Origin of the sequence: Enterovibrio gelatinilyticus, assembly GCF_028683095.1 — a bacterium.
GTDB classification, from domain to species: Bacteria; Pseudomonadota; Gammaproteobacteria; order Enterobacterales; family Vibrionaceae; genus Enterovibrio; species Enterovibrio gelatinilyticus.
This window is the reverse complement of record NZ_JAJUBC010000005.1, coordinates 78,331-93,430: the sequence shown is the minus strand read 5'-3', so window position 1 is coordinate 93,430 and position 15,100 is coordinate 78,331. Positions and strand designations below refer to the sequence as shown.

At 47.1% G+C, this 15,100-nt stretch carries 14 protein-coding genes; 11 read left to right on the top strand and 3 right to left on the bottom strand.

All coding sequences use genetic code 11. From position 1 onward, the window contains the following. Nucleotides 1-157: 157 nt before the first annotated feature. A complete protein-coding gene (locus LRP50_RS06140) occupies nucleotides 158-595 on the top strand; it encodes a GNAT family N-acetyltransferase (RefSeq protein WP_274163589.1) in 438 nt (145 codons plus the stop codon). Between the two features lie 124 nt (nucleotides 596-719). Then, nucleotides 720-1,058 carry a nitrogen regulatory protein P-II gene (gene glnB / locus LRP50_RS06135; protein WP_028023696.1) on the top strand — a complete coding sequence of 113 codons (339 nt, stop codon included), beginning with the start codon at nucleotides 720-722 and terminating at the stop codon, nucleotides 1,056-1,058. 87 nt (nucleotides 1,059-1,145) lie between these two features. On the opposite strand, the gene LRP50_RS06130 is transcribed toward glnB, so the two are convergent. After that, nucleotides 1,146-1,784, bottom strand: a complete 639-nt coding sequence (locus tag LRP50_RS06130) for a YitT family protein (protein ID WP_274163588.1) — start codon at nucleotides 1,782-1,784, stop codon at nucleotides 1,146-1,148. A 451-nt stretch (nucleotides 1,785-2,235) separates the two neighbouring features. Here LRP50_RS06130 and glyA point away from each other — a divergent pair, with 451 nt between their 5' ends. From glyA to pgpA, 9 genes are all read left to right on the top strand, one after another. Beyond that, entirely contained in the window at nucleotides 2,236-3,486 is a 1,251-nt protein-coding gene (glyA, locus tag LRP50_RS06125) for a serine hydroxymethyltransferase (RefSeq protein ID WP_274163587.1), read from the top strand. Nucleotides 3,487-3,626: 140 nt separating this feature from the next. Next, on the top strand, nucleotides 3,627-4,076 hold the full coding sequence (gene nrdR, locus LRP50_RS06120) for a transcriptional regulator NrdR (RefSeq protein WP_028023693.1): 450 nt from the start codon (nucleotides 3,627-3,629) through the stop codon (nucleotides 4,074-4,076). A gap of 8 nt (nucleotides 4,077-4,084) precedes the next feature. Continuing rightward, entirely contained in the window at nucleotides 4,085-5,197 is a 1,113-nt protein-coding gene (ribD, locus tag LRP50_RS06115) for a bifunctional diaminohydroxyphosphoribosylaminopyrimidine deaminase/5-amino-6-(5-phosphoribosylamino)uracil reductase RibD (RefSeq protein WP_274163586.1), read from the top strand. Nucleotides 5,198-5,205: 8 nt separating this feature from the next. After that, nucleotides 5,206-5,868: a riboflavin synthase gene (locus LRP50_RS06110; RefSeq protein WP_274163585.1), complete on the top strand. Its 663-nt coding sequence runs from the start codon at nucleotides 5,206-5,208 to the stop codon at nucleotides 5,866-5,868. Between the two features lie 82 nt (nucleotides 5,869-5,950). Beyond that, entirely contained in the window at nucleotides 5,951-7,060 is a 1,110-nt protein-coding gene (gene ribBA, locus LRP50_RS06105) for a bifunctional 3,4-dihydroxy-2-butanone-4-phosphate synthase/GTP cyclohydrolase II (protein WP_274163584.1), read from the top strand. A 187-nt stretch (nucleotides 7,061-7,247) separates the two neighbouring features. After that, the gene (ribH, locus tag LRP50_RS06100; RefSeq protein WP_016959723.1) at nucleotides 7,248-7,718 is read left to right on the top strand and encodes a 6,7-dimethyl-8-ribityllumazine synthase; all 471 of its coding nucleotides are present in this window, start codon (nucleotides 7,248-7,250) and stop codon (nucleotides 7,716-7,718) included. Then, nucleotides 7,712-8,185, top strand: a complete 474-nt coding sequence (nusB, locus tag LRP50_RS06095) for a transcription antitermination factor NusB (RefSeq protein ID WP_420791200.1) — start codon at nucleotides 7,712-7,714, stop codon at nucleotides 8,183-8,185. Before ribH ends, nusB begins: the two co-directional genes overlap by 7 nt. 68 nt (nucleotides 8,186-8,253) lie before the next feature. Then, nucleotides 8,254-9,225: a thiamine-phosphate kinase gene (gene thiL, locus LRP50_RS06090; protein ID WP_274163582.1), complete on the top strand. Its 972-nt coding sequence runs from the start codon at nucleotides 8,254-8,256 to the stop codon at nucleotides 9,223-9,225. Nucleotides 9,226-9,239: 14 nt separating this feature from the next. Beyond that, entirely contained in the window at nucleotides 9,240-9,728 is a 489-nt protein-coding gene (gene pgpA / locus LRP50_RS06085; RefSeq protein WP_274163581.1) for a phosphatidylglycerophosphatase A, read from the top strand. Between the two features lie 61 nt (nucleotides 9,729-9,789). Here the strand turns inward: pgpA and LRP50_RS06080 are convergent, their stop codons facing one another. Together LRP50_RS06080 and dxs are read right to left on the bottom strand one after the other, a co-directional pair. Next, nucleotides 9,790-12,738, bottom strand: a complete 2,949-nt coding sequence (locus LRP50_RS06080; RefSeq protein ID WP_274163580.1) for a GGDEF domain-containing phosphodiesterase — start codon at nucleotides 12,736-12,738, stop codon at nucleotides 9,790-9,792. 475 nt (nucleotides 12,739-13,213) lie between these two features. Continuing rightward, nucleotides 13,214-15,076 (bottom strand): 1-deoxy-D-xylulose-5-phosphate synthase, encoded by a 1,863-nt coding sequence (gene dxs / locus LRP50_RS06075; RefSeq protein ID WP_274163579.1) that lies wholly within the window; start codon nucleotides 15,074-15,076, stop codon nucleotides 13,214-13,216. Nucleotides 15,077-15,100: the final 24 nt, after the last annotated feature.

Genomic DNA, 15,100 nt, shown 5'->3' with positions numbered 1-15,100 from the left:
CGCGCTAATTGCCAAACTTGTGACACAAGCCGCTACCTTCGGGTAGCGGTTTTTTTATCTCATTGCATGCGGTAATGACGAGAGGGTAAAGTAACGCGGTTGTGCTCGATCGAGTTAAGGCCGCCGGTTTGGGCATATAACGTATGGAGATATGCAAATGGACAGTGCAATTAGCTTAACGCTTATTCCAACAGGGCAGGTTCCAGAAACCCTTCAAGCCCGTTTTCCTTCTTTATCTGTTTTGGCAGATGCGTCAAGCGATCATGAATTACCCGTGCTGGTGGCCGAGAAAGACGGTAAACCTGTTGCCGTGGCTGTTTTGAAGCATGAAAAGCGCCACAACGGCATTATGGTCAATGATGCGACCATTACATTGCTCGAAGTCGACCAAGATTCTCGCCTTCAAGGTATAGGTAAGACACTGCTCAACGCGCTAGAAGCCTATGCCGCGACAGTCACCCATGAACTGAAAGTGGATTGTGGTGCGGTGATCGGACGTAAACCCATGCAAGCGCTATTAGCGCATTCTGGTTACCAATCGCCGTTTGCGTGTGAGAGTGCCAAAACGACGCAATGGAAAAAATCACTGATTTAACCTGCTCATTTTTAGCGAAAAGCGACGCGAAAATTACGCGAAGCAGGTAGGGTCGAGTTACAATGAAAACATTGACGCTAACGCTTTGGTAAAACTTAAAGCGGGAATTTAAAGGGAATGCTAAATGAAAAAAATTGAAGCGATTATTAAGCCGTTCAAACTTGATGATGTGCGTGAAGCGCTAGCGGAAGTTGGCATCACAGGCATGACGGTCTCAGAAGTGAAAGGTTTTGGTCGTCAGAAAGGCCACACCGAACTGTACCGTGGTGCTGAGTACATGGTCGACTTCTTGCCAAAAGTGAAGTTGGAAATTGTTGTTTCCGATGATGCCGCTGACCGATGTGTAGAAACCATTGTTGAAACAGCACAAACTGGCAAAATCGGTGATGGTAAAATCTTCGTGACGGAAATCGAACGCGTAGTGCGTATCCGTACAGGCGAAGAAGACGAAGAAGCGATTTAATCGACTTTCTTGGAATACAAAGCCTCCCTTTGGGAGGCTTTGTTGTTTTATCAATCAGATTTTTGCTATCAATTTTACGACGAATGCTCAGTAACACACCACATAGCGATCAGGTCTGTGATTCATGGTGAGCACTAGATTCAACACAAACGCTCCCAGCACCGAACATACCAGCAACCATGGTGATACGAAGAAGAAAGACGCGAGTAAAATCGTAATATCAATCGCCATTTGAACATTACCGGCTCTCACGCCAAATCTATCTTGACAGATTAGTGCCAGCACATTGAAGCCACCTAAGCTGGCATTGTGGCGGAAAATCATCAGCATGCCCACGCCCATTAGCAACCCACCAATGAGCCCGCAATACATAGGCGACAGCCACTCAATAGTGAATACGCGAGCGATATGGTCAACGATAAGTGACACCATGCCTCCTGCAAAGACGCTGCGAAGCGCGAACTCTTTTCCGAAGCGCTTCCAACCCATCAGGTAAAAAGGGATATTGAACAGAAAGTAGAGCGTACCAAATGACAGGTCGACAAATTGCGTGACGAGCAAAGCGAGACCCGTCGTCCCTCCAGTAAGTAGCCCTGCTTGTTGAAGGAAATACACCCCCTGAGCAACAAGAAATGTGCCGGACAGAATGGCAATCAAATCTTCAGTAGTGTTATGTTTTGGTGCATGGATCAAGGTGTCTACTCCCAAGAAAACGAAAAACTGCATGTCGTGAATCAAGGCAAAAGTGGCGCAGCGGCATGCAAGGCAGATCAAAATTCAGGGCATCTTAATGATTATGCAAAAAGTAGAAAAGAGTGAGGGGAAACTTAGCTTTACGAGGGTGTCAGCGCTTGGTTACGCAGTGTAAACATCAAGGGTTTACACTAGAGCATTTTGGTTAAAATGAATTCAATTCATGGCGAGAATGAAAAATGACCATGTTTACGCGGATAAAAAAAATGTGATTGCTACTACCTGTTGCGCAACAAATTTTGTAGAATCGCAGCGATAGGATGGTCATGACGAAAACGTTTGCGTCCGCATGGATACAGACATGATTGAATTGACAACATTAACCCATTCTGGGGTTACAACCAGGTTGTCCTAATGGTTTGAATTTGACGAGTCATTTGGTCAACTTGGTTACATTGGGAATTGTCTGAGTCAGGAGATACAGATGCTAAAGCGTGACATGAATATTGCTGATTACGATCCGGAACTATTTACCGCGATTCAAGAAGAAACAGCACGTCAGGAAGAGCACATTGAGCTCATCGCGTCAGAAAACTACACCAGTCCTCGTGTTATGGAAGCGCAAGGTTCCCAGCTAACCAACAAATACGCCGAAGGTTACCCGGGCAAGCGTTATTATGGCGGTTGTGAGTTTGTAGACAAAGCCGAAGCACTGGCGATTGACCGTGCATGTGAATTGTTTGGCGCAGAGTACGCGAACGTGCAACCACACTCAGGTTCACAGGCGAACAGTGCAGTGTACATGGCGTTGCTAAACCCAGGCGACACTGTTTTAGGTATGAGCTTGGCGCACGGTGGTCACTTGACTCACGGCTCACCCGTTAACTTTTCGGGTAAGCACTACAACGTTATTCCTTACGGTATCGACGAAGCGGGCCAAATCAACTATGACGAAATGGAAGCGCTAGCGCTAGAGCACAAACCTAAGATGATTATCGGTGGTTTTTCTGCTTACTCTCAAATCGTTGATTGGGCTCGTATGCGTGAAATCGCTGACAAAGCAGGCGCTTACCTGTTTGTTGATATGGCGCACGTGGCAGGCCTAATTGCTGCTGGTGTTTACCCAACACCAATCCCACATGCGCACATTGTTACCACAACGACGCACAAAACATTGGCAGGTCCACGTGGCGGTTTGATCCTTTCGAACGCTGGCGAAGACATGTACAAGAAGCTGAATTCAGCAGTATTCCCTGGTGGTCAAGGCGGTCCTTTGATGCACGTTATCGCTGCAAAAGCGGTCGCATTCAAAGAAGCGATGGAGCCGGAATTCAAAGCGTACCAGCAGCGTGTTGTTGATAACGCAAAAGCCATGGTTGCTCAGTTCCAAGAGCGCGGTTACAAAATCGTCTCTAACAGCACTGAAAACCACCTGTTCTTGGTTGATCTGATCGACAAAGACATCACAGGTAAAGAAGCAGATGCAGCACTGGGTGCGGCAAACATTACTGTGAACAAAAACAGTGTGCCAAACGACCCTCGTAGCCCGTTTGTGACGTCTGGCATTCGCGTTGGTTCTCCTGCAATCACTCGTCGTGGCTTTACTCAAGACGATGCAAAAGAACTCGCAAACTGGATGTGTGACGTGTTGGACAACATTGAAAACCAAGATGTTATCAATGCAACCAAAGCGAAAGTGCTTGATATCTGTAAGCGTCTTCCTGTTTACGCGTAACGCAGTATTCATCCATTTCTAGATGGATTGATGAAAAAAAGCACCTTTGGGTGCTTTTTTTGTATTCGAAATACTCGCAACACCTCTTACCCTTGCGCCTAAATCGGTTACACTGTCTTCCAATTGTTTAAGGAGGCGACATGCACTGTCCATTTTGTGGTGCGAATGACACCAAAGTCATTGATTCACGTTTGGTTGCAGACGGCCATCAAGTGCGTCGTCGTCGCCAGTGTTTGGCGTGTAGCGAGCGATATACCACGTTTGAAACTGCAGAGTTGGTGATGCCACGCATCATCAAAACAAATGGGAACAGAGAACCATTTGACGAAGATAAACTGCGCGGTGGTATACAACGTGCTCTGGAGAAGCGTCCTGTAAGCACGGACGATATCGAAAAATCCATTAATACCATCAAATCCACCATACGAGCCACCGGTGAGCGAGAAGTCTCGTCTACCATGGTGGGTAACTTGGTCATGGACGCGCTGAAAGAACTCGATAAAGTGGCGTACATTCGCTTTGCATCTGTGTATCACAGCTTTGAAGACATCAGAGATTTTGGCGAAGAAATTGCGCGTTTAGAAAAGTAAGCGGTGACATGTTTTCTCAATTCGATACAGACATGATGTCGCGTGCCATTGATTTGGCAAAGCGCGGTGTCTATACCACAGCACCTAACCCCAATGTTGGCTGTGTTATCACTCAAGGCGATGACATTGTGGGTGAGGGCTTTCATTTTCGCGCGGGTGAGCCTCACGCCGAAGTCTTTGCGTTACGTGCCGCAGGCGAAAAAGCCAATGGCGCGATAGCCTATGTAACACTTGAACCTTGCTCCCATTTTGGTCGAACACCACCGTGTGCTGACGCGTTGATTGCAGCTAATGTTAGCCGCGTGGTGTGTGCCATGGTCGACCCTAACCCTAATGTCGCGGGTCGCGGAATTCAGCGTTTACGTGATGCGGGTATTCAGGTGGATGTTGGCCTTTTGCAACCGCAAGCAGAGGCCTTAAACCCGGGTTTCATTAAGGTGATGAAAACGGGTATGCCTTACGTGCAACTCAAGCTTGCGGCCAGTCTTGATGGACGTACAGCATTAGCCAATGGAAAAAGCCAATGGATCACTGGCCCTGAAGCGCGTGCTGATGTGCAAGTTTTCCGTGCAAAAGCTGGGGCTGTTCTCTCGACCAGTCAGACAGTGCTCGATGATAACCCGTCGCTCAACGTGCGTTGGGAGCAATTCCCCCTTGATGTTCAAGCTGACTACGACATTAAAACACTTCGCCAACCTATACGTGTGATCTTAGATACAGATGCCAAAGTGAAAATAGACGCGCAGTTGTTTTCGCTCGACGGTGAAGTGCTCCTTGTTACAGCAACCCCCCAAGCCGTATCTTTGGGTGATGACGTTGAAGTGATTCAGGTGAACCGCCAAGGCAATGGACTAGACTTGTCTGCGACATTACGAGCACTGGCATCCAAAGGCATTAATCATATTTGGGTTGAGGCAGGCGCGACGCTAGCGGGCAGTTTGCTGAACGCTGATCTTGTTGATGAGCTTATTGTGTATCAAGCCCCTAAACTGATGGGACAAGACGCACGTGCACTCGCTAATTTTGGCGGTTTAACCGCGATGGAACAAGTGCCTTCTTTTGATTTGACGGACGTGTGCCAAATTGGCAATGACGTACGTCTTCGTATGAAAAAGCAGTAAAGAATTATATGTTTACAGGAATTATTGAAGCAGTTGGTCGCATTGGGAAGATCACGCCAAAAGGCAAAGATATCTCACTGACAATCGAAAGTGGGAATCTTGATTTATCCGATGTGAAGCTGGGTGACAGTATCGCCACGAATGGTGTGTGCCTAACCGTGGTGTCGTTGACTGGTCACGGTTATGTCGCTGACTTGTCGCTAGAGACGCTTCAGCGCACGGCATTTACGAACTATCAAGCTGGGCAGGCCGTCAATCTAGAAAAAGCCATGTTACCGACCACACGTTTCGGTGGACACATGGTATCTGGTCATGTCGATGGCTTGGCGACCGTCGTGTCACGTCATGAATCAGGGCGGGCGATTGAGTTTTGGCTGGAAGCACCAGTCAGTCTTGCGAAGTACTTGGCTGAAAAAGGCTCAGTGACCGTTGATGGCATTAGTTTGACCATTAATGACATTGACGGTAACCGCTTTAAGTTGACCATCGTGCCTCATACTGCACTGGAAACAACCATTGAAACCTTAAATGTCGGGCAACAAGTCAATCTGGAAGTGGACGTGATTGCTCGCTATTTAGAGCGTTTAATGATGGGCGATCGCGCCGCACAGCAATCCGGTGCAGGTGGTTTAACCATGGCGAAATTAGCAGAATCAGGTTTTCTTAGATAGCCATCACGACAAAGCCTCGTGACGCTATCAGTAAATAAAATATACCGTGCCGATGAGCACTGACAGTGACAGGGATAGAACAATGCCGATCAGTAGCGCTGCAGAAATCATTGACGATATTCGTCAGGGAAAAATGGTCATCTTGATGGATGATGAGGACCGAGAGAATGAAGGCGATCTGATCATCGCCGCTGAAAAAATTTCTCCCGAAGCGATCAATTTCATGGCGATGTATGGACGTGGTTTGATTTGCTTAACCATGACCAAAGATCATTGCCAACGCCTTGGCTTGCCATTGATGGTTAGCGATAACAATGCACAGTTCTCGACGGCATTTACGGTATCGATTGAAGCGGCAACGGGCGTAACAACCGGCATTTCTGCCGCAGATCGCGCTCGCACGGTAGAAGCGGCGGTAGCGCCAAATGCTGTCGCTGCCGACTTAGTGCAACCCGGACACATTTTCCCATTGATGGCGCAAGATGGTGGTGTATTGACACGTGCTGGGCACACCGAAGCTGGGTGTGATTTGGCACGTTTAGGTGGATGTTCTCCGTCTGCGGTGATTGTGGAAATACTGAATGAAGACGGCACCATGGCGCGTCGTCCTGATCTTGAAGTGTTTGGTGAAAAGCATGGCATCAAGTTGGGTACGATTGCTGATCTCATCGAGTACAGAAACAATCATGAAACCACCATTGAGCGTGTGGCGAAGTGTACGTTGCCGACTGAACACGGTGAATTTGATTTAATCACTTACCGTGACACGATTGATAACCAAGTTCACTACGCGCTACAAAAAGGCGAAGTGTCTAATCAGCCGACGCTAGTGCGTGTGCATCTTCAAGATACCTTTACGGATCTGCTCCATTCTGATCGCTCTGCAGAGCGCAGTTGGTCGCTGACAGATGCTATGAAGCGTATTAATGCTGATGGCGGCGTGTTGGTCATTCTGGGTAAAGAAGAATCATCAGACAGTATTGTTCATCGCGTCAAAACCTTTGAAGCACAAGATAACGGCGACCAGCCAGCCTCTGCTAAGTGGCAAGGTACGAGCCGCCGCGTAGGGGTTGGCTCGCAGATTTTGGCGGACTTAGGGGTGACAGAAATGCGTTTATTGTCATCGCCGAATAAGCGTTATCATGCGTTATCGGGCTTTGGCTTGAAGGTTGTGGAATACGTTTGCGACTAAATTGAAGGGCAATTTGTCAAAAAGGTGTTTGAGAGGCGCAGCAATGGCTGCGTTTTTTCGTTATACGAAAAGGGTTTCCTCCCGTTGCAGCACAAGAGGCAATAGGGATAAGCGCTGGATGCTTTGCAGAAAAGTATGATAGAATCCCGCGGTTTCTAAATCCGGATAAAAAGTCACAGGAAGGCCCATGAAGGTAATCGAAGGTGCATTCGCAGCACCAAATGCTCAAGTCGCTATCGTTATATCTCGTTTCAACAGCTTCATTAACGAAAGTCTGCTGGACGGTGCTATTGATGCGCTGAAGCGTCAGGGCCAAGTTAGCGAAGAAAATATCACTGTAGTACGTTGCCCTGGCGCTTATGAGCTGCCATTGGTTGCTCAACGTGTTGCAAAAAGCGGTCGTTACGACGCAATTATCGCTCTAGGATCAGTGATCCGCGGCGGTACGCCACATTTTGACTATGTGGCCGGAGAATGTAACAAAGGTTTGGCACAAGTGGCGCTAGAGTTTGATACTCCAGTTGCTTTCGGCGTGCTGACCGTAGATACCATTGAACAAGCCATCGAACGCGCGGGTACCAAGGCTGGTAATAAAGGGGCAGAGGCTGCACTAAGCGCGCTTGAAATGGTAAATGTCCTGTCCCAAATCGAATCCTAACGGGGGTTATCGTGAAACCAGCCGCACGACGCAATGCGCGTCATTTTGCACTACAAGCCATCTATTCATGGCAATTGACCAAAGGCAACGTTGCTGATATCGAAGCACAGTTTCTAGCGGCAGATAACTACGAAGAAGAAGAACACCAAGCTGAAGAGCCACGTCTTCGTCAACCAGATACGGATGTTGAATACTTCCGTGATCTGTTTTCAGGCGTGGTGTTGAATCATCAAGAAATGGACAGCAAAATGCGTCCATACTTGTCTCGTCCAATCCAAGATTTGGATGAGATGGAACACGCATTGCTACGTCTTGCTATGTATGAACTGTGCAAGCGTCAAGATGTTCCTTACAAAGTGGTTATCAACGAAGCTATCGAGTTGGCGAAGCGTTTTGGCGCTGAAGACAGCCACAAATTCGTGAACGGGGTGCTGGATAAAGCAGTACCAACCCTGCGAAAGAAATAAAAATACAGTAATTCCAAAGGCCAGCCTCGCTGGCCTTTTTCTTATTCTCATTTGCATGGAATGATAAGATGGCTGGTAACGAATTCGATTTAATTAACCGTTACTTTAAAGCACAACCAGTCGGTAGAAAGGATGTGGTGCTAGGCATTGGCGATGATGCCGCAGTGATAACCATACCGGAAAATAGCCAGTTGGTGGTGACAACAGACACCATGGTCGCGGGCAATCATTTTCTTCCTGATGCGGATCCAGTCAAAGTCGCGCATAAAGCATTGGCTTCAAATCTCAGCGATCTGGCTGCGATGGGGGCAATTCCAGCATGGTGTTCTTTGGCTTTGACGATACCGACTGTTGATGAGGTGTGGTTGAAAGGTTTTTGTGAAGGCTTCTACAAGCTTTCTGAGTACTACCATGTTCAGTTGATTGGTGGTGACACAACCAAAGGCCCTCTTAGCATCACCATCACGCTGCAAGGCTTTATTCCGGCAGGCAAGGCAATTTGTCGTCATGGTGCTAATGCAGGAGATTGGCTGTACGTCACAGGAAACCTCGGTGACAGCGCTGCGGGTCTGGATGTGATTCTCCGTGGTAACTCCCCATCGAATGACATCGAAAATACGTTACTAAACCGTCACTATTACTCGACACCTCGTGTATTAGCAGGGCAAGCTTTGCGCAGCGTCGCGTCTGCTGCGTTAGATATTTCCGATGGTTTGATTGCTGATCTCAGCCACATACTCAAAGCTAGCGGTGTCTCTGCGGTCTTGAATGCGAATGAGTTACCGCTGTCTGATGAACTGCTACAGTATGCGGGTAGTCGAGAAGCCGCGGCAAAACTGGCCTTGCGCAGTGGTGAAGAGTACGAGCTTTGCTTTACGGTACCTGAAAGCCACCGTGGTGCATTAGATGCAGCGTTAGCACACACAAATACGCCAGTCACTTGTATTGGGCAAATACGACATGGTGAAGGCATAAATGTCATGTGGGAAGGAAAAGAAGTCGATTGGTCACTTTCAGGTTGGGATCATTTTTCGTCGTAAGGTTGTTGAAGTAAATGAATAATCCTATCAGTAAAATTCGTCTATCGAATCCAGTACATCTTTTAGCCACAGGGTTTGGTTCTGGGCTTTCTCCGCTTATCCCTGGCACTATGGGTACGTTAGCGGCTATCCCGTTTTATCTTTTGATTGTTTCCTTATCAACAACGCTACTTCCAGTAGCGATCGTTGTTGGCAGTGCGGTAGGTATCTATCTCTGTGGTCGTACGTCAAAAGACATGGGGGTTCACGATCACGGCAGCATTGTATGGGATGAGTTTGTCGGTTTTTGGATCACCATGTTGTTGGTCCCCGTGACGGATTGGCAAACAGTGTTAGCAGGCTTTGTTATTTTCCGATTTTTTGACATGGTTAAGCCTTGGCCTATTAGCTGGTTAGACAAACAAGTACATGGTGGGCTGGGCATCATGCTCGACGATATTGTGGCTGGTTTGATGTCGATGTTGGTGGTCTGGTGTGGGCATGCTTATTTGGGGTGGTGGTAAGAATAAAGCGATGGCTTGACTTCAATACCTCACTCAAAAAACGGCACGATAGTGCCGTTTTTTATATCTTTCGTTCTTTCTTGTTACCGATGGCTGTTTTTGTCAAATATGATGGCTTGCGATCGATGTGTTCGCGATTATTGACGGAAGAGTCAATGAATGGGCGCAGTTCATCTTTGAGCTCAGGACTTTGATGCCACGTGGGGTCGAGCCTCCATTCCTTGGCCCAAGAGAGCACTTTATCTGCGCGCATAGGGCGAGAAATACCAAAGCCTTGTCCGAGTTCACAACCTAGCCATAGTAATAGTTGTATTTGCTCTTTTTTCTCTACACCTTCAGCCAGTACCTTTTTGCCAAAGGTATTAGCCAGTGTGATTATTCCCTCTAAAATTAGTAGATTGTCAGTGTCATCCAGCATGTCACCCACAAAGCTTTGATCAATTTTGAGTGTTTCTGCCGGCAATTGTTTGAGATAGGTGAGTGAAGCATAGCCTGTACCAAAATCATCAATCGCAAATGAAATCCCCATCGACTGGCACTGAGTGATGATCTGCGATACGGCGGCAATATCTTCCACTGCGCTGGTTTCTAGGATCTCTAATTGCAGTTGACTGGGACTGATGTGAGGAAAACGCGCCATCAATACGATTAACTTATCCATAAAATCAGTCTGTGACAGCTGGTGTGGTGCAATGTTGACACTAACTTGTGTGACAAACCCTTTTCTTTGCCACTCGGTTAATTGATGAAGTGTGGTTTCCAATACCCATTCACCCACGTCGATAATTAGGCTACGATTTTCGATGGATGGAATGAAATCTTTGGGCATGAGTATGCCTTGAGTGGGGTGCTGCCAGCGAATCAGCGCTTCTAACCCAATGATCTCACCCGTTCGAAAGTTGACTTTAGGTTGGTAGCATAAGAAAAATTCTTTTTTTGTCAGCCCATAGCCAATCGAACGCAAATACTCGTTTTGGCTTTTGAGGGTACGTTCCAGCTCAGCATCGAAGAAGTTGTATCGGTGCTTTCCATTTAACTTGGCCTGATACATGGCGTAGTCGGCTTGGCGTAAAAGTGTGTCCGCATCAACCTCATCTGATTGTGGAAAGAAGGTGATACCAAAGCTGGCGGATACTTGAACTAAATTCCCATTAGCATCGACAGGATCAGAGGTTGCGGCAATGAGCCTTGGAAGCAAAGGAGGGCAGCCCTCTGGCGAGTGAAGTCCCGTTAAAATCGCCACAAATTCATCGCCACCAATACGAGCAATTGTGTCGCTATCTCGCATTGAGTTTTGCATTCTCTTGGCGATTTCTTGCAGCAGCACGTCCCCAACTTCGTGACCGTAGGCATCATTCACTGATTTGAAACCATCAAGATCGAAAAAGATGATCGCTACATATTGCCCACTTCGTTTTGCATGTTTCATGGCACTTTTTAGGCGGTCGCCTAGCAAAAATCGATTGGGGAGTTCGGTAAGCACATCAAAGTGGGCAATGAGTTCAAGTTCTCGCTCGTGCTCTTTGTATGCAGTGATATCTGAAAATACTGCAACGAAATTAACAGGTTTATTATCTTCGCCAAGTACGCAACTGATGGTCAGCAATTCAGGGTAAATTTCACCATTTTTTCGGCGATTCCAAAGCTCTCCGCTCCAATGGCCTTCCTCTGTCAGTGATTGCCACATTTTTTTATAAAAATCAGAATTTTGCTTTCCGGAGTGAAGAATGCTCGGCTTCTGTCCTCTGACGTCATCAATTGAATAGCCTGTGATACGGGTGAAGGCGTCATTCACTTCAATGATGCGTGATTTACTATCTGCAATGATGATCCCTTCCCGAGAGTGGGAGAACACTGTTGCGGCTAACCGTAATTTCTCCTCGGCTTTTTTGTGTGCGGTAATGTCCTGATGGGTGCCAAGTACTTTTAGTGGGTGTCCATTTTTATCCCAATCAACAACGTTTGCGCGGCCTAACGCATTAATCCAGTCGCCCGAGCGATTTTGTAGCCTGACCTCACAGTCATAATATTCAATCTCTTTATCAAACAACCTGTCTATCAGCGTATCAGAGTTGATTCTGTCGTCAGGGTGGATAAAGATATTCCAATTTTTATTGGGAGGACCATTGAGCTCAGCGATATCCCATCCCAATATGTCGTGCCATGCGCCGCTGTATTCAATGTGTCCTGTTTGGACGTTCCATTCCCATGTACCTGTACGTGTTCCATCAAGGACGTTCAGTAAGCGAGAATGCTCTAGCTGCAATGAGTCGTGAGAACAACGAATAACATTCAGCATATTGTTCATCGTTTGGCTTAGCGCTGATAGTTCTTGGTGACTAAATTCAGGAATGTGAGAGAGTGGAATACCACTAGCATCTTGGGTTGCAATCGCATCGGTAATTTGTCTAATGGGCTTGATAAATAAACGTTTTGCGAAATAGAACAGTACGGTAAGAAGTAATATGGCGGCAGCAATACTGGTCAATATGGTATGAATCAATTGCTGATTCAATTCATCTTTAATGACGTCATCACTCACATAAAGCGTAACCTGTCCTAGTGTTTCACCCCCTTTGGAGATGATGGGCGAAGAAACACTGAAAAAGCTCGATTCAAGTCTGCTATCGTCGACGTCTTTTCCTTGGCGATAAGGTTGGAGTTGACCGTTTTTTGTCCTGACATAGCCGGTGATATAGGAAGGTTTGCCAATTATATCACCCATCTTGAGGTCAAAAATGATAATGGCATGAAACTGTTTTAGTTTGGCTTCGGCATAAATGAGTTTCTCGTATTCGTTAACGGAATACGAAGATATATAGGGCGCTACAGTGCTGGTTAGGCGTAACAGACTTTCTTGAGCACTCCCGTCAAGATCTGCAATGAGTTCTTGGCGTTGATTGTAATACGTGAGATAGGCTGAAAGGGAAAATACGCTGATTACAACAAGCGTTACTGCAAGCACAAAGTGCGTGAAGATTGTCGGTTTTCGCACTGTACTATGTGTCATATCTAATCGCTTAGACAAAGCACTTTTTGCTTGATGTCAGGGAGTAAAGTGTTTTCCTTAGTAGCCCCTCCATTTGTTCGAAGTCAAACGCACCTATGAAATTATCGGAAGAAACGTAGCTGATAAATGCTTTGTTATGGAAGCTGATAAAAGCGATCGAGTTTTGTGGGTTAGAATTTCTGCTTTGGTCATACAAAGCAGAAAAGACGACGTGGATAGGCAACACATCGAGAGCTATAAAGGTCAAATGTCGACCAATCCTTTTCGTCGTCTTCATAGCTTACTATTACACCTAGTCTTAAATGATTGATGAGGAACGTTTAATTCCTTTCACTAAGTGTAGTTTCAAATGTGAGAATTGACTGGGTGTTTACTTGTTTCTTTAACGCGGCCAAAAAATATAGCAGAAATGAAAATGGCGCTTGAGCGCCATTTTTGTGAAAAACGTTGTTAGGAGAAGGAGGCGTTGAAAATTCTAGCTAAGGTAGCGTCGAATTTGAGCTTCAATACCTTTGCCATCAATCTCGAGTTCTTCGTGCAACTCTTGCTGTGTACCTTGGTGAACAAATTCGTCTGGTAGACCAATTTGAAGCACAGGCTTAATTTGTCGAGATTTCATCATGTACTCGAGCACGCCTGAGCCTGCTCCACCCGCAATCGCATTCTCTTCGACCGTGACAATCACATCGTGTGTGGCAACGAGCTCATCAATCAATGCTTCATCTAACGGCTTCACAAAGCGCATATCGGCGACGGTCGCATTGAGATTCTCTGCTGCCTCAAGTGCATAAGACAGCATGGTACCGAAGCTTAGTACTGCCACTTTTTCGCCTTGACGACGCACGATACCTTTACCGATTGTCAATGCCGCCATTTCCTGCGCGACTTTCGCTCCAGTGCCCGTACCACGGGGGTAACGCACAGCAGAAGGACCTTGATGTTTATGGCCAGTGTAAAGCATCTGACGACATTCATTTTCGTCGCTTGGTGCCATGATCACCATGTTGGGGATACAGCGCATAAAGCTCAGATCAAACGCACCTTGGTGAGTTTGACCGTCAGCGCCAACCAATCCGCCTCGGTCTATAGCAAACATGACTGGCAAGTTCATAGTGGCTACATCGTGTATCAACTGATCGTAACCGCGCTGCAAAAATGTCGAGTAAATCGCGACAACGGGGTGATAACCACCGATGGCCATGCCTGTGCCTAGTGTCACTGCATGTTGTTCTGCGATTGCTACGTCGAAGTAACGATCGGGGTACTCTTTCGAGAAACGTACCATACCAGACCCTTCGCGCATCGCTGGGGTGATGGCGAGGAGCTTTTCATCTTCGGCTGCCATATCGCAGAGCCAATCGCCAAAGATTTTGGAAAATGTAGGGCCAGACGCAGCGGCTTTTGGCAGCTTGTTGTCAGCAGGGTTGAACTTCGGCACAGCGTGGTAGCCGATCGGATCCTTCTCTGCGGGCTCGTAGCCTTTTCCTTTCTTCGTCATCACGTGAAGGAACTGCGGGCCTTTTAGGTTACGCATGTTCTTCAATGTTTTGACGAGCTCTTCAACATCATGACCATCAACCGGGCCGATGTAGTTAAAGCCAAGCTCTTCGAACAGGGTACCCGGCACAACCATGCCTTTTAGGTGCTCTTCAGCGCGACGCACTAACTCTTTGATCGGTGGCGCACCAGACAGTACTTTTTTGCCACCTTCTCGAATTGACGTGTAAAAGTTACCTGACAGTAATTGTGCCAAGTGATTGTTCAGCGCCCCGACGTTTTCGGAAATCGACATTTCGTTGTCATTGAGTACAACCAACATGTCAGGGTGAACATCGCCTGCATGGTTCATGGCTTCAAAGGCCATGCCTGCAGTGATAGCTCCATCTCCAATAACGCTCACCACTTTACGCTCTTGGCCTTCTTTCGCCGCTGCGATGGCGAGGCCTAAGGCAGCGCTAATGGATGTTGAACTATGCCCAACAGAGAGAACGTCATATTCACTCTCTTCTCGCCAAGGGAACGGGTGCAGCCCGCCTTTTTGGCGAATGGTTGGCATTTTTTCTCGGCGACCAGTAAGGATTTTATGCGGATAGGCCTGATGACCCACATCCCAAATCAAGTGATCAAAGGGAGTGTTGTAGACAAAATGCAGTGCCACGGTGAGTTCTACTGTGCCTAAGCCAGACGCAAAGTGTCCGCTCGAATGGCTAACAGAATTCAAGAGATAAGTTCGTAGCTCGTCACATAACGTGGGCAGAATGTCGCGCGGTAGTGACCGCAGTTCATCCGGTGTATCTGCCAGCGCGAGCGTTGGGTATTTTGCTATATCGAGAGTCATAAATTCGTTTTGGCGCAACGTCGT

Coding starts and splice junctions, on each gene's coding strand:
- LRP50_RS06140 (WP_274163589.1), top strand. CDS start 158: ATGGACAGTGCAATTAGCTTAACGCTTATTCCAACAGGGCAGGTTCCA.
- nrdR (WP_028023693.1), top strand. CDS start 3,627: ATGCACTGTCCATTTTGTGGTGCGAATGACACCAAAGTCATTGATTCA.
- LRP50_RS06130 (WP_274163588.1), bottom strand. CDS start 1,784: ATGCAGTTTTTCGTTTTCTTGGGAGTAGACACCTTGATCCATGCACCA.
- ribH (WP_016959723.1), top strand. CDS start 7,248: ATGAAGGTAATCGAAGGTGCATTCGCAGCACCAAATGCTCAAGTCGCT.
- pgpA (WP_274163581.1), top strand. CDS start 9,240: ATGAATAATCCTATCAGTAAAATTCGTCTATCGAATCCAGTACATCTT.
- LRP50_RS06110 (WP_274163585.1), top strand. CDS start 5,206: ATGTTTACAGGAATTATTGAAGCAGTTGGTCGCATTGGGAAGATCACG.
- ribBA (WP_274163584.1), top strand. CDS start 5,951: ATGCCGATCAGTAGCGCTGCAGAAATCATTGACGATATTCGTCAGGGA.
- ribD (WP_274163586.1), top strand. CDS start 4,085: ATGTTTTCTCAATTCGATACAGACATGATGTCGCGTGCCATTGATTTG.
- thiL (WP_274163582.1), top strand. CDS start 8,254: ATGGCTGGTAACGAATTCGATTTAATTAACCGTTACTTTAAAGCACAA.
- glnB (WP_028023696.1), top strand. CDS start 720: ATGAAAAAAATTGAAGCGATTATTAAGCCGTTCAAACTTGATGATGTG.
- glyA (WP_274163587.1), top strand. CDS start 2,236: ATGCTAAAGCGTGACATGAATATTGCTGATTACGATCCGGAACTATTT.
- dxs (WP_274163579.1), bottom strand. CDS start 15,076: ATGACTCTCGATATAGCAAAATACCCAACGCTCGCGCTGGCAGATACA.
- LRP50_RS06080 (WP_274163580.1), bottom strand. CDS start 12,738: ATGACACATAGTACAGTGCGAAAACCGACAATCTTCACGCACTTTGTG.